We start from the raw sequence: 13,890 nt of genomic DNA, 5'->3' as shown, positions 1-13,890 counted from the left end.
AGGCTTCGTATGTGGGTTCTGGGGATCAACTGGAAATGGCATGACAGCTCGGCCGCGCTGGTGGACGAAACCGGCAAGGTCTGGGCTTTCGCCGAAGAGGAACGCTTCACCAGAAGCAAGCACGCTTGGGACACCTTTCCGTCCCGGGCCACGCAATACTGCCTGAGCGTCGCGGGTATTACCTGGCAGGACATCGACACGGTCGCCGTGGGATGGGACGTCGCGCACCTGCGAGACAGCGAAGACGCACTGTTCTCCGCGATCTTCGACACCGACCTTCCCGCCGCTGACCGGCCCCAACTGGTCTTCGTGAAGCATCATCTGGCCCATGCGATATCCAGCTTCTACGCCTCCGGCCGGGAACGCGGCGGCGTCTTGGTCGTGGACGGCAGCGGGGAGACCAACTCGGCCACCATCTACCGCGCCGACCGCGCCACCGGGCTTACCCCACTGCGGTCCTGGGATCGCCGCTTCTCCTTGGGATCGCTGTACATGGCCGCCACGCAGCATCTCGGATTCGGCAGACTCGACGCGGGCAAGACCATGGGCCTTTCGTCGCACGGGATGAACGACAGCAGCTTCATTCTGCCCATCGGCGACCTTCTTACGGAAAGCCTGGGGACCTCGCCAGTCGCCGACACCGATCCCGGCCAACACTTCGATGTCTTCACCGCCGCGTGGGCCGCCCATCTGGACAACCAGTTCGGCACGATCAAGACCGGGACGCCCGATCTGCACCTCGACCCCATAGCGCGCCAGATCGCCGCCACCGCGCAGCGGACGGTCGAGACCGTCTTCCGTGCGCTGCACGCCGAAACGGCGGCGCTGAGCGGCTACGAGACGGTCTGCCTGGCCGGAGGCGTCGCCCTCAACTGCGTAGCGAACGGAATGCTCCCGGAGCCGGTCTACATACCGCCGTTCCCGCACGATGCGGGCGTCGCTCTGGGAGCCGCCTGGTCGATCTGCCCGCCCCGCGCCACCGGCGCGCCCCTCTCGCCCTACCTCGGGACGCAGATCACCCTCGGTGACGAGATTCAGATGCTGCGTGAGGCGGGCTGCACAGTTAGCGAATTCGATGCGCAAGCCGTAGCGCAGGCGCTGTGCGCGGGCAAAGTCGGAGCGGTAGCGCAAGGGCGCGCCGAAGTCGGGCCGCGGGCGTTGGGCCACCGCTCCATCGTCGCGCTTCCCCGGCCGGCGACGGTCCAAGCGAAGGTGAACCAGCTCAAGGACCGCGAAGGCTGGCGACCCTTCGCGCCTATCGCTTTGGCGGACTATGCGCCGAGGCTGTGGCCACGCCAAGGCACACGCTCGCAGTACATGATCGGCACTGCCGTGGTGTCCGGCGCGGGCCGCGAGATCCTGCCAGCGGCGGCCCACGTCGATGGAACGACGCGCCCGCAGGAGGTCTCAGCGACGCAGGACATGCACATCGCCGAGGTGCTGAAAGAACTCGAACGGGGCGGTATCCCACCGGTGCTGATCAACACGTCGTTCAACGGCCGAGGTGAACCGATCGTCAACACCGCCCATGATGCCGCCCGGACCTTCCTGACGCTCGGGCTCGACTTCCTCGTGCTCGACGACTGCTTGATCAAACGGCCGGACAACTGATCACTCCGCGACGCCTGCTGACCCCGTTTGACGCCCCGGCCCGATGATGATCCTTCTATCAGAAAGACCGACATGACATATCGACCCCGCGTGCTTTTCGTACATCCTGGTCCGAAGTTCAATCGCGTCGGCGGTGCCCGCATGAGATGGGACGCACTCGCCGCCGGAATGAGCCAGACTGCGGACGTCCTCCGCTTCGAGACCCACTGCGCCGACGACTGCCCCGACCATCCGCAAGGACCTGCCGTCACCGATTCGCCGGGTTGGATGCCCGACCACGACCCGTACTGGATCTACTACTGCCACAAGGTTTCCAAGCAACTCCAGCAGTTCGCCGCCGAATGCGAGCCAGATCTGATCGCGGCCAGTGGACTGGAGATGACGCGGTATCTGTCCGAGATTCCCGCCTCGGTTGTCGCCCGGCGGGTCATCGACATCAAGGACGTCGAGTCACAGCTGCGCCTTGACATCGCTCACGCCACCCGCGACCGGCCCCAGTACGCCGACTACGCCTCACCCGAGGTAGCCCGCCAGCTCGGCGCACTCGAACGCGCAGCGTCGAGCGCCTGCGACGCGGTATGGACCTGCACCGACCGCGACCGCGCGGAGCTGATCGACAGATACGGACTCGATCCAGCGAGCATTTGGGTTCTTCCCAACGCCGTCGCCGAACCTGACGAGGCAGCGCCGACGAAGCCGACGCGCGTCGTCCTGATCGGGAATCTGCGGTATTTCCCGGTTGTCCAGGCCGCCGAGTACGTCATCGATGTGCTGACTCCGGCACTGCGCCGACGCCGTCCCGCCCTGGAGATCCTGCTCGCGGGCCGTGGCCCCTCCGAGGCGCTGGCCGACAAAGCCGCGTCGGCCGGGGTGCAGATCGTCGCCGACCCGGAGGAAATGTCGCCCTATTGGCGTGACTCGGTGCTGGTCGTCCCGTTGAGCCTCGGCGGGGGCAGCAGACTCAAGATCCTCGAAGCGTTCGTGAGCTTCTGCCCCGTCGTTTCCAGCGCCAAGGGCATCGAGGGCATCACCGCGCAGGACGGACAGCACTACTTCCTGGCCGAGGACGCCGCCTCATACGTCGATGCCGTGCTGCGCCTCATCGACGACGACACGTTGCGGCTGGCTATGGTGCAACGCGCCCGCGAGTTCGTGCTCGCGCACAACGGCATCTCCGCCGTCGCTGGCGCATTCGCCGACTTCATCAAGAACGACACCGGCCGGTCTCGGGGGGACCGGTGAGAACACTCATCTTTGGCTCGATCCGGCCATGGGCGCCGTTCGGCGGCGGCATGAGAGCCCGATCGATCTCGCTTGCCTTGGCACGCCTCGGGGCGGTCGATCTGGTGGTTCTGAAGTATCCGACCGCACCGGACGACGATCCGCCGCTGCCCCACTTCGACCGTGTTCACGCCGTCCGCGATCGGTTCGACATCGCAGAGAACCGCAAGCTGATCGCCGAAAGCCTCCCACCGTGGGCGCTGGAGACCGACTACGACATCGTGTGGTTCAACCAGGAGCGCGTCTGGCTGACCGCCCAGGGTCTGGTGAGCGGCCGTCCCATTGTCGATGTCGACGACCTGCAAGACGTGGTGCTTGAGCGGTGGCTGGCGGTGGGGACAAAGCCTGACGGCACGAAGCTCACCGATGGCGACCGACAGCGGATGACCGCCGAGATCGGCTACTGGAGGGGCATTCACCAGCAGGTTGCCGACCAAGCCCACGCGATCGTGTTCTCCAGCGAGCACGACCGCCGGCGGTTCGGCTTCGGCAACTCCGTCGTCGTGCCCAACACCTATGAGAAGACGGGCACGGTGACCAAGCACCGGTCGTTCACGCCCACCATCCTTTATCAGGGCTACATGGAGTGGTCGACGAACGAGGACGCCGCCCTGTGGCTGGCGGAGGAGATCGTGCCCCGGGTGCGGCAGACGATTCCCGATGTCCGGCTCTTGCTCGTCGGTGCTCCCTCCGCCCGGGTGAAAGCGCTGGACAGCGAGGCGTGGATCGACGTTATCGGCGAAGTGCCGGACATGCACCCTTACCTGGCGTACGCGGATCTGCTCGTCGCGCCGCTGCGGGTGGCCGGGGGAACCCGTATCAAGATCCTTGAGGCGTTTGCGCACCACATCCCGGTGGTGACGACACCGATCGGCGCGGAAGGGCTCGATGTCACCCACGGTGTGCACCTTCTGCTGGCCGAGCAGGCAGACGACCTGGCCGCCGCCTGCGTAACCCTGCTACAGCATCGCGACGCGGCGCGGCAGCTCGCCGAACACGCACACGACCTCTACCGGCGGGCGTACCGGCCAGAGCGCGCCTTCGCCGCCGTCGAAGACGCCGTACAACTCGCCACGGCGGGCGCGGCACGCCTTCCCGCCCGGCCCGGCCACAGCGGCTAACAACCAACCACAGGCGATGGGCCACGCGCCCACACGCCCGGCCACCACGCTTGAGCCACCCGCGCCCTTCCTGCGAATAGGAGCAAACTCGTGCACCTGCACCACCTCGGCGATATCACCACCGACGCCCAGACAGCGCTTATCACCGGCGACCCCGACCGCGTTCCGCTGCTGGCCGAAGACCTCGGAACCGTCAAGACGACCTGGACCAAGCGCGGCTACGTCTGCGCTGAGGTATGGACAGCCGACGAGCCGATCCTCGTGTGCTCGACAGGCATCGGCGGCCCCACCACCGCGATCGTCGTCGAGGAGCTGGCGCAGCTCGGGGTGTCGCGGCTGATCCGAGTGGGCACGTGCGGATCGATGCAAGCGAAGGTGCGCGCCGGCCACATCGTCATTTCGAGCGGTGCCGTGCGCGACGAAGGCACAAGCCATCAATATCTCCCGCCCGAGTATCCGGCGGTACCGAGCTTCGCGCTCCTGCGGGCTGTCGCCGACGCGGCCGAGGCCGAAGGCGCACCGCACCATGTCGGGATCACTCACTGCAAGGACGCCTACTACGCCGAGAAGCCGGACGGCTTTCCGCGGGCAGACGACTGGCGCAAGCGCTGGGCCGAACTGCGCTCGGCGGGCGTGCTCGCTACGGAGATGGAAGCCGCCGTGCTGTTTGCCGTGGCCGCCGTACGCGGACCGCTCGCCGCAGCTCTCTTCGTCGCCGTCGACAGCACCCTGTCGCCGGACGAAACTCTCGCCAGCCTGCGTACCGCCGCCCGCGTAGCCGCTCGCGGTGCCGCCGCCACGCGATGAGCGGGATCGATGAGGACCGCCAGCAAATGCGCCCCCTGACGCCTCGACCGCCGCGACACACAGAAGGACGTGACCGGTGCTCCACGACAGCGAAACCCGCCCACCAGCCGTAGCGAAGACCGCGCTGATCACCGGGATCACCGGTCAAGACGGCTCGTACCTTGCCGAGTTCCTCCTCGGCAAGGGCTACACCGTCCACGGCCTGATCCGGCGTCCGTCAGCGGTCGCCACCCCCTGGAGCGCCGCCGTACCCGAAGGACCATTGGCCATATCGCCGCCGAATCTGAAGCTGCATTACGGTGACCTCAGCGACGGCCATCGCCTAACCGCGCTGGTGGACGCGCTCAGACCAGATGAGATCTACCACCTCGGCGCGCAATCAGACGTGGGTGTGTCGTTCCAGGTGCCCGAGCACACCGGCACGATCACCGCGCTGAGCACGACCAGACTTCTCGAAGCAGCCCGGGAAACGGGCCTGCCCATCCGGTTCTACCAAGCGTCAAGTTCGGAGATGTTCGGAGCATCCCCTCCACCGCACTCCGAGACGACACCATTCCATCCGCTGTCGCCGTACGCGGCGGCCAAGGCATACGCCTACTGGATGACGCGCAACTACCGCGACGCCTACTCACTATTTGCAGTCAACGGGATTCTGTTCAACCACGAGTCGCCTAGAAGAGGCGTCAACTTCGTCACACGAAAGATCGCCGTCGCGGCGGCCAGAATTGCACGGGGTGAACAGGACTGCCTATACCTCGGAAATCTCGACGCTCGCCGCGACTGGGGATACGCACCGGAATACGTCGAGGCCATGTGGAAAATGCTCCAACTCGACGACCCCGACGACTACGTACTCGCCACCGGGACCAGCTACAGCGTCCAGGAATTCGCACAGTTCTGCTTTGAGCACGTCGGCCTCGATTGGCGACAGCACGTCCGCCACGATCCCCGGCAGCTTCGCCCCTCTGACGTACCCACTCTCATAGGCGATGCCTCCAAAGCGGCCCGCAGCCTCGATTGGAAACCCACCGTCCTCTCGCCCGAACTGGCCCGCATCATGACCGACGCCGAACTGCAACGGCCATAACGAAAACCAACGACCCGAAGGATGTGTTAATGCATCTCGATAAAGTGCTGGCCTCCGTGGCCGGCATCCCTCACATGAGCACCGAGCGCGGCAAAGAGATCTATGAATTCGTGCGCCAGGAGCGCCCAAAATCAGTCCTGGAACTCGGATTCGCCCACGGCGTATCAGCTTGTTACATCGGAGCAGCGCTTAAAGACAATGGCAGCGGCCAGCTCACGACCATTGATGTTCACGCTGCGCGCGACCGCGAGCCCTGCATCGAAGAACTTCTGCAAACGACCGACCTCCTCGATTGGGTCCGGCCCATCTACACTCCGACGTCATACACCTGGGACCTCATGCAGATGCTGGAACAGCAGCGGCAGGGTGAATGGACATTCGACTTCGCGTTCATCGACGGAGCGCATAGCTGGTTCGTCGACGGGCTCGCATTCTTTCTCGTCGACAAGCTCCTAAAGCCCGGCGGATGGATGCTATTCGACGACCTCGACTGGACCTACGCCACCAGCCCCACGCTCGGCCAAACTGACTTCGTCCGGTCAATGCCCGAGGACGAACGCAACACGCCTCAGATCGGCAAGGTATTCGAGTTGCTGGTCGCACAGCATCCCGGATACGACGAGTTCCGCAACGACGGAGCGTGGGGCTGGGCACGAAAGGCAATTATATAATACGTTGACTGCGATCCGAGCTAGATGCGGGCGCGGACAGCCGAGGCGGGATGGCCATTCACAAGGATCTGTGTCGTGTCATAGATATCAAGCCCGCCCGCGACAAGAGCCTTCGTGAGGACTTCCTCGTTTCGCCGGTTTACCAGCACAACCGCCCGGCCCGACTTCGGATTCAGGACCCTGGCGAAACTCGCGGCCATCTGGTCCGCAAAATTGCCGTAGTCGCCGATCTCCTGATCGTGCTCACCCCACGGCGGGTCGGTGACAACAACATCCACCGAGCCGGTCCGAATCGAGGGAAGGTCGAAGGCGTCCTCGGCAAGGAACTTAACCTTGCGGTTCCTTGCCAGGGCGGGGGCAAACTCCGGTTGGTGGTGACGAAGTGCCAGATCGCTATAGGTGATGGATCGCGCTGGCGATCGGAGGCGAGCGAGCACGAGCGCGCCGCTCCCGGCAAACGGGTCAAGGAAGACGTCGGTCGAAGACGGTTCGCTTGCCGCCACCAGTAGAGCCGACAGCTCGGCGGAAAGGGCACCCTTGGCCTTCGTGGGAGGATCGTCATCGCGTAGCCGCTGCCCGAAGTAGAGAACCTCTGACTCGCGGCGACCGATAACCCAGAACTCCTGACACTGCCCCCGCGGAGTCAGCCGTAGGCCCGACGCCGAGGCGACGGCTCGTTCAAGGGCCTGACGCGCTCGGGGATCGCATGACACGAGCTGTCCATCGATGTGATACATGAGGCGAAAGCCCGGAGGGTTCCTCGGGCCGCGAAGGTTCGGGATGTCGGTGGCTAACCGACTTACTGACGCAGCCAGTGCGTTTCTCCTGGGGGTCTGCGCGCGAATAGCAAAGACATTCTTCGCGTATGGCACCGGGTGCGCCGACTGGAGCTGCGAGCTTGACTCGAATACGAGCGCGCTATCGTCGCCATATTCGATCTTGGCGTTCGCGAAGTCCGCCAGCACTGCCCGTTCGGCCAACGCGGTCGCGCCAGCGGGAAACTGGATGAGATATCGCACGACGGAAGTATAGTACGCGCACGTGGGGGCAGTTTTGGCCACGTCGACTATGTAGCGGCCGTCATCGTCACCCCTGGGGTGGTACGCGCACGCCCGCGCAAGGCGCTGGACTGGGGGTGCCTGCTGCGCCGGACGCCGGTGGGATGGCAGGCTTGGCAGTGTGGGTGAGCCGGACGCTGCGAGCGGGGCTGCCGCCGAGGCGGCGGTGCCCGAGGCGCTGCGCGGCGAGCGGCTGGCCGCCCGCAAGCGGTGGCGGCTGGAGCAGACCGGGCTGCTCGCCTGGGAGCTGGTGGTGCTGCAAGGCCGCCGCTGGGACCGCTCGCGCGGGGCGTCGATGAGCCTGCTGGCCCGGATCGGGGCGACGCTGGCGTTCGAGGAGGCGGTGTTCGCGGTCTGGGACCTGGTGCGCGAGGACCCGCCGCCAGACCGTGAGCGGGTGTACCGGCTGCGGGGCGACTTCGGGCCGGTCGCCATCGCCCACACCGATGATGCGACGTTGATCGCGCGTGCGGGGGGTCCGTTCCTGCTGATGTCCGATCGAGTCGGGGAGCGGGTTTGGCGTATCGACGGCGATGAGGTGTGGGACGAGGACTTGGCCGAGATTCTGCGGGAGATGGTGGAGGTGGCCGAGGGGCGTCCCGCGGTCGACGAGTCGCAGATTCCGCCTATGCCGGTCCTGCCGTGGCATCGCCCGGCGCAGGGCGGCTCCGGGTCTTGAGCCTGCCGCTGGCGCGTCGCCGTTCGGTGATGTGGTAGGCGGCGGCGATGCGTTCCTCGGCGCGTTCGCGTCGTTTGTAGGCCGCGTCCATGCCGAGTCCGACAGCTTGCGCCGCTTGCGGTAGCGGCTGGCCGTAGAGGACGGTGCGGGTGATCAGCTCTAGGCCGATCGGGTCGAGGGGTCGGCCGGCGGCGGCGACTTCGGCGGCGATCTGCTCCAGGGCGAAGCCCCAGCCGTGCAGGCCGGGATCAGGGCTGGGCCGCCAGCCGAACTCGGCCGGGATCTCGCGGTAGCGCGAGGAGCGGCCCCGCTTGACCTGGCGGCGGCCCGCCTCCAGCAGGCGCCCTTCCACGTGCGGCCTGCCGAGGGTGAGCCGGGGCAGCCCGGACAGGAACCCCTCCACCAGGTCGGCGGATATGTCGCGGCGTTCGGTCATCTTCTGGGCGCGGTAGCGGCCCTCGATGTGGTTGAGCCCGTGCAGGGCCAGGCCGAGCGCGACCAGCCGCCACGCCTTCGCTTCCCGGCCTCCGGCACGGGTGCGGCGCACGACGCCTTCCCATGGCGGATCGATGCTCTCGTCCATGCCCTGGCGGGCGACCAGCTCGGCGCGCAGATCCAGAGGCTGGGTCTCCCGGTGCGGCCAGCCGGGAGCCAGCGATCCCGCCGGGATGGTCATCTGGGCGGACAGCTGCTCGAAGGCGTGGTCGATGCGTCCGAGGATCGGAGCCTCGGCCGCGAACGCCTCAACGATCATTGTCCCCCGCATGACGAGACCCATTCTCGCCCGCGACGGGACGCCTCCGACCGCCGATCAAGACCGGTGACAGGCGAGCTCTCTGTGATGTGGATCACCCGATGTCGAGAATCCCGGCAGGCGGACACCCCTTGATGGGTGCGAGGCGAACGTTTCCGCCTCGCCTGTCACCCGCCTGTCAGGTCCGGGCGCACCTGCCTGTCAGGTTTGTGCGCAACGCGCTGACCTGGGCTGACAGGTTGTGTCAGACGCTGACAGGTTCGGTGCGCGTTCGTTTGCCCGGACAGCGCCGTACTGAGTGCAGCGACCCTCAACCCGAACACCGATCCCGAACGCCGAAGGAGGCACCCGATGGCCACGAGCCGCACACCGGCCGCATCGTTCTCATGCTTTGAGGAGTCTGATGGCTGATAAGCCACCCAACAGTTCTACCACCTGGCCCAACACGACCCCTTCCCTACCCAACAGCAACCTCGCCTCCACCCAACAGCCCCCGTCCGGGCGACCCAACAGGCCACGCGGGGAACGGATCGAGGGCATCGCCCAGACCGTGATCATGCTGGCGATCGGCGGAGCTGCCGGGGCCGCCTCGTTCACCCATGTGCACGATGTGGCCGCCGCGCATGGCCAGCCGGGCTGGCTCGCCTGGACCGACGCCGTGACGTTGGAGCTGGCCTCGATCGCCGCCGGCCTGGACCTTCGCAGGAGGAAACGGATCGGCAAGAGCGTGCGCTTCCCGGCGGCCGTGCTCACCGTCGCGGTGATCCTGTCGCTGTCGGCGCAGGTCGTCGAAGCCGAACCCTCGGTCATCGGCTGGCTGGCCGCAGCGCTCCCGGCGCTGGGGTTCCTGGCGATGGTGAAGATGGCGATGGGTCGCGCCGACACCGGACCAGCAGTCCCGCCCGGCGGCCCGCCGGTCCCGGACGAGACCGCCACGGTCGCGGACGAGACCGCCATGGTCCCGGACGGGCCGGTGCCGGACCGGGGCGAGCCCGGCAGCGTCCAGGACGGGCCGGGACCGTCCCGGCCGAGCGTGGACGTGACCGCGCTCGTTCCCGCCGCCACGCTGGCGGCGCGAAGCCTTGCCGCGCAAGGCATCCCAGTCAACCGCGACACCCTGGCCCGGCAGATGCGCGCCGATGGGCACCCCCCTGTCGACCGCTACCGCCACCGCCCTGACGAGGCTGCTGCGCGACCAGCCGCCCACCGACCCGGCCGACGAGCCCGGCGGTGTGCTGACCGGCGCCGTCAGCCCCTCGTGACAGACACCTCGGCGTCTATCAGATCCGCGATTCCGTTACCCGGCAAGGAAAACCTTCTTGAACACACCCTGGACAGCCCGCCCATGCTCACGCTACGAAAGGACACCCCGACCATGAACACCCTCCTCCCCACCGCCCCGAATCGCACTCCCGCCGCCGCTTCTGTCAGCGCCATGCCCCTGTTGGACGGCAACGACACTCGTCGATACGGGACCTGTGGCCGGTCCCGCGTCGGTGTCTGGGTCGGTTCACGGGTCAGTCTTGATACTGACCCCCAAACCGACCCCCTGAACCGCCCAACAGGGCAGGTCAGCGCGGCCAACAGCAATCCGTGCAGCACCCCGACAGACCCTTCTAGGGGTCTCCCCCATGGGGGTATATATGCGTAACCCCCGAAACCCGCAACAGCCCAAAGGCAGACCTCTCGACCCGCTGACGAGGCTGCGTAACCACATCAACGACCGCGACCTTCTGATCCTGTCGTGGCTCTACGACCACCACGCGCTCACCTCGGCACAGATCGCACACGCCCTGTTCCCGTCGCTGGACTACGCCCAGCGCAGGCTGCGGCTGCTCACCGAGCTGCAAGCCATCAGCCGGTTCCGCCCGAACAAGCTCGACGGCGGCTCCTACCCCTATCACTACCTGCTCGACCAACTCGGGTTCGTCTACATCCTCGGCGAACGCGACGAAGGGCTGCCCCGACGCGACGAGGCCCGCAGGCGCAAGCAGTCGGTGATGACCCGACCGGACCTGCGGCACCTGCTCGGCGGCAACCAGTTCTTCATCGACCTCGCCGGGCAGGCCCGCACCACACCCGGAGCCGCGCTGGAGACGTGGCGGCCGGCTGCCGCCTTCCACACACCCATCAACCTGCTCCGTCCCGGAGACAGCATGGCGATGGCCGCCACCAAGGGTGTACGGCTGCCACGCCCGGACGGAGCCGGAGTGTGGCGGCAGGACGGGCGGGCGGTGCCGTTCTGGGTCGAGTACGACACCGGCACCGAACGCCTCGAAGTCCTCGCCGAGAAGGTCTTCAAATACGCCACCCTCGCCAGAGCCGCCGTGTGGGCGTGGCCCGCGCTGTTCCTGCTGCCCTCGCAACGGCGCGAGGACAACCTGCACCACGAGATGGCCACCTACCTCCGCCCACCCAACGCCCTGTGGTTCACCGCCAACACCGAACACCTCACCGCCTCCGGGCTCGGCCCCGCAGGCAGGGTCTGGCGGGCAGGCGGCCCGCTGCGGCCCCTCGGCGTCCTGCCGCTGATCGACCTGCCCTACCTCGACCCCGAACACGACCAGCGGCACCACGTCGCCAACCCGCGCCCCTGGACCGCCAAACCCGGCATCGAGCCCGACGAGGACTAACCCCCGGCCCCTCGCCCCAACCCTCTGCCGCAGCCTCACCCGGTCCACACCCGCCGGGTGAGGCTGCGCCCCGACCCGACCTGACAGCCCAGCACAACGGGCCTCACACGCCACCACTGCGAAAGGGGACTCATAAAGAGGACATCCGAAAAATCCATGCACAGCAACGCTTGCAGCGCCGCAAGCAGAGCAGGTGGCCCGGCAGCACGCCGGAGCCCACCCACGCAGACCAAGTCACCACCTCCACGCCCGTCCGGGGCTGCGGAGGCGTCGCGCCGCCTTTGGCGCAGAAGGGATCACCCGATGAACGCATACCTGACCCCCAGCCAGCCACGCGCACCAGCGGAGTCTCAATGGGTTTTGTCAAGCGGCAGCCGTGAGTTCTGCGGCGGCGGGCTGGAAGGTGCGGGCGTCGCGTAGGAGCGCCCAGATCACATCGACCAGGCGTCGGGCGAGGGCGATCAGCGCTTGTACGTGGATCTTGCCCTCGGCTCGTTTGCGTTGGTAGAAGGCGCGTGACGGGCCTTCGGGCCGGGTGGCCGACAGCGCGGCCATGTAGAACACGCGGCGCAGGCCCCGGTGGTATCGCTTGGGCCTGTGCAGGTTGCCTCGTATACGGCCGGAGTCGCGCGGGACGGGTGCCAGCCCCGCGTAGGCGGCCAACCGGCCCGAGGTGCCGAACGCTGCTTGCACATCGCCGCCGGTCGCGGCGAGTAGCTCGGCGGCCAGCAGCGGTCCGAAGCCCGGCACGCTGGTGATCGAGGCGGCAAGAGGGTAGCCGTCCAGCAGGCCGGCGATCTGCTTGTCGAGTTCTTTGATCTCGCGGTCGAGGTCGAGCAGCTGCGCGGCGAGCTGGGACACCAGGGGCGCGGTTGCCGCCTCGGCGGGAACAACGATGTGCTGCTGGCGCGCGGCGGCTTTCGCCTTGGCCACAAGCGCGGCGGCCGACCGTGCGTCACGGTGACGCAGCCAGGCGGCGAGCGTGTCATCGTCGATGCCGCGGATCGCCTCTGCCGTGCAGAACCCGGTCACCAGGATCAGCGCCGATCGGGTGGAGAAGTTGAACGACCTCTCCAGCGCCGGGAACACCGCCGCCAGCATGTCCCGGAGCCGGTTGACGTTGCGCACCCAGTCGCCCACCACATCGGTGCGGCGCGCGGTCAGAACTCGGACCTCGGAAATCACCGGGTGCGCCGCAGCCACAGTCGTCAAATCCGTACGCAGCCGTGCGGTCTCGGCGATCGTGTGGGCGTCCTTGGCGTCGGTCTTGCCTTCGCCCGAGTAAGCACCGGCCATCCGGTTGACCAGGCGGCCGGGCACGTAGAGAGCCCGCTCACCGTTCGCCGCCAGGACGGCCAGCAGGAGCCCGGCACCACCAGAGGTCATATCGACCGCCCAGCACACCGAGTCGGCAGCCTGGCGGGCTCGGGCGATAACCGCCTCGATCTCGGCCTGGCCGTTAACCAGCGCGCGGGAGAACACCACCTTGCCGGTGGCGTCCACCGCACACGCATGATGGGAGCTTTTACCCACATCAATACCGACCCAGATCCTGTCGCGAACCTTCACCGACGTCCCTTCTACGTAACGGCATTCCTGCTCTCGGATCACCCCGGGCAGCAGCTCCATAAACAGCGACAACAGCGCACAGATCTCAATCAGCAGCCGGGTGTCCAGGGACGGCGGGGCGGCCACTCCGCAGAGGCCACCAAGGGCAGAGAAACATCAGCCACACCCCACCGCCCCCGAGCATCCGGGGCACCAGGCCCCAGACGATCAACAACCTTAAGGAGGTCCTCCATGACCGCGTTGACAGCACCACCTCAAGGCTTGCAACACCTTATGGAGAAACATGGCCGAAGACGCCCCGGCCTTTGACGCCGGACCCACCCCAGCCCCGACCACCCACCACACCACGGAGGCCACCAGCACCGCCACAGCGGCGCGAGCGCGCAGACCGCGACGGCTGACCGGCAAGGCCCGTATCGAGGCCGCGATAGCCGAGCACGCCGCACGGCTGGCCGCCGACGCCCCACCCCTGTCACCCGAACAACGCCGCCGTATCGCCGAACTGTTCGCCTACACCCCACCCCAATAGAGCACCACCACAACCGCAACGGGCGTGGCACCCGAGACTGTCTCGGCGGCCACGCCCTTTCGCTTCTTCACCCGCAACCCGTTGCCGGAC

The 13,890-nt window shown here is 67.1% G+C and carries 13 protein-coding genes; 10 read left to right on the top strand and 3 right to left on the bottom strand.

What is annotated here, in order from left to right:
* Window positions 1-9: 9 nt before the first annotated feature.
* The 6 genes from AB0M46_RS23255 (at window position 10) to AB0M46_RS23230 (ending at window position 6,578) form a co-directional block, all read left to right on the top strand.
* On the top strand, window positions 10-1,611 hold the full coding sequence (locus tag AB0M46_RS23255) for a carbamoyltransferase C-terminal domain-containing protein (RefSeq protein WP_363339049.1): 1,602 nt from the start codon (window positions 10-12) through the stop codon (window positions 1,609-1,611).
* Between the two features lie 141 nt (window positions 1,612-1,752).
* Complete coding sequence (locus tag AB0M46_RS23250; RefSeq protein ID WP_363339048.1) at window positions 1,753-2,853, top strand: glycosyltransferase family 4 protein; 1,101 nt, start codon at window positions 1,753-1,755, stop codon at window positions 2,851-2,853.
* Window positions 2,850-4,013: a glycosyltransferase family 4 protein gene (locus tag AB0M46_RS23245; protein WP_363339047.1), complete on the top strand. Its 1,164-nt coding sequence runs from the start codon at window positions 2,850-2,852 to the stop codon at window positions 4,011-4,013. The genes AB0M46_RS23250 and AB0M46_RS23245 overlap by 4 nt, the downstream gene beginning before the upstream one ends.
* Before the next feature lie 90 nt (window positions 4,014-4,103).
* Window positions 4,104-4,820, top strand: coding sequence for a nucleoside phosphorylase (locus AB0M46_RS23240; RefSeq protein ID WP_363339046.1), 717 nt, complete (start codon window positions 4,104-4,106; stop codon window positions 4,818-4,820).
* A 76-nt stretch (window positions 4,821-4,896) separates the two neighbouring features.
* A complete protein-coding gene (gene gmd, locus AB0M46_RS23235; RefSeq protein ID WP_363339045.1) occupies window positions 4,897-5,907 on the top strand; it encodes a GDP-mannose 4,6-dehydratase in 1,011 nt (336 codons plus the stop codon).
* A gap of 29 nt (window positions 5,908-5,936) precedes the next feature.
* Window positions 5,937-6,578, top strand: a complete 642-nt coding sequence (locus AB0M46_RS23230) for a class I SAM-dependent methyltransferase (protein ID WP_363339044.1) — start codon at window positions 5,937-5,939, stop codon at window positions 6,576-6,578.
* A 20-nt stretch (window positions 6,579-6,598) separates the two neighbouring features.
* On the opposite strand, the gene AB0M46_RS23225 is transcribed toward AB0M46_RS23230, so the two are convergent.
* On the bottom strand, window positions 6,599-7,597 hold the full coding sequence (locus tag AB0M46_RS23225) for a hypothetical protein (protein WP_363339042.1): 999 nt from the start codon (window positions 7,595-7,597) through the stop codon (window positions 6,599-6,601).
* A gap of 160 nt (window positions 7,598-7,757) precedes the next feature.
* On the opposite strand from AB0M46_RS23225, the gene AB0M46_RS23220 reads away from it, so the two are divergent.
* The gene (locus AB0M46_RS23220) at window positions 7,758-8,315 is read left to right on the top strand and encodes a hypothetical protein (protein ID WP_363339041.1); all 558 of its coding nucleotides are present in this window, start codon (window positions 7,758-7,760) and stop codon (window positions 8,313-8,315) included.
* Here AB0M46_RS23220 and AB0M46_RS23215 read toward each other — a convergent pair.
* The gene (locus tag AB0M46_RS23215) at window positions 8,263-9,069 is read right to left on the bottom strand and encodes a hypothetical protein (protein WP_363339040.1); all 807 of its coding nucleotides are present in this window, start codon (window positions 9,067-9,069) and stop codon (window positions 8,263-8,265) included. The two genes, AB0M46_RS23220 and AB0M46_RS23215, sit on opposite strands and share 53 nt — an antisense overlap.
* Window positions 9,070-9,625: 556 nt before the next feature.
* Here AB0M46_RS23215 and AB0M46_RS23210 point away from each other — a divergent pair.
* A complete protein-coding gene (locus AB0M46_RS23210) occupies window positions 9,626-10,720 on the top strand; it encodes a DUF2637 domain-containing protein (protein WP_363339062.1) in 1,095 nt (364 codons plus the stop codon).
* Window positions 10,713-11,702, top strand: a complete 990-nt coding sequence (locus tag AB0M46_RS23205; protein ID WP_363339039.1) for a replication-relaxation family protein — start codon at window positions 10,713-10,715, stop codon at window positions 11,700-11,702. The genes AB0M46_RS23210 and AB0M46_RS23205 overlap by 8 nt, the downstream gene beginning before the upstream one ends.
* A 363-nt stretch (window positions 11,703-12,065) precedes the next feature.
* Here the strand turns inward: AB0M46_RS23205 and AB0M46_RS23200 are convergent, their stop codons facing one another.
* Complete coding sequence (locus tag AB0M46_RS23200) at window positions 12,066-13,271, bottom strand: IS110 family transposase (protein ID WP_363339061.1); 1,206 nt, start codon at window positions 13,269-13,271, stop codon at window positions 12,066-12,068.
* A 283-nt stretch (window positions 13,272-13,554) separates the two neighbouring features.
* Here AB0M46_RS23200 and AB0M46_RS23195 point away from each other — a divergent pair, with 283 nt between their 5' ends.
* Entirely contained in the window at window positions 13,555-13,800 is a 246-nt protein-coding gene (locus AB0M46_RS23195) for a hypothetical protein (RefSeq protein WP_363339038.1), read from the top strand.
* The last annotated feature ends 90 nt before the right edge of the window (window positions 13,801-13,890 follow it).

This window comes from Dactylosporangium sp. NPDC051485 (genome assembly GCF_040682015.1).
Lineage (GTDB): Bacteria > Actinomycetota > Actinomycetes > Mycobacteriales > Micromonosporaceae > Dactylosporangium.
The sequence above is the reverse complement of the archived record's forward strand: the minus strand, read 5'-3'. Positions and strand labels throughout refer to the sequence as shown.

Bases quoted from the DNA above. Each gene is read 5' to 3' on its own strand.
- AB0M46_RS23230 (WP_363339044.1), top strand. From the start codon at position 5,937: ATGCATCTCGATAAAGTGCTGGCCTCCGTGGCCGGCATCCCTCACATG.
- AB0M46_RS23195 (WP_363339038.1), top strand. From the start codon at position 13,555: ATGGCCGAAGACGCCCCGGCCTTTGACGCCGGACCCACCCCAGCCCCG.
- AB0M46_RS23215 (WP_363339040.1), bottom strand. From the start codon at position 9,069: ATGATCGTTGAGGCGTTCGCGGCCGAGGCTCCGATCCTCGGACGCATC.
- AB0M46_RS23250 (WP_363339048.1), top strand. From the start codon at position 1,753: ATGAGATGGGACGCACTCGCCGCCGGAATGAGCCAGACTGCGGACGTC.
- AB0M46_RS23210 (WP_363339062.1), top strand. From the start codon at position 9,626: ATGCTGGCGATCGGCGGAGCTGCCGGGGCCGCCTCGTTCACCCATGTG.
- AB0M46_RS23255 (WP_363339049.1), top strand. From the start codon at position 10: ATGTGGGTTCTGGGGATCAACTGGAAATGGCATGACAGCTCGGCCGCG.
- AB0M46_RS23205 (WP_363339039.1), top strand. From the start codon at position 10,713: ATGCGTAACCCCCGAAACCCGCAACAGCCCAAAGGCAGACCTCTCGAC.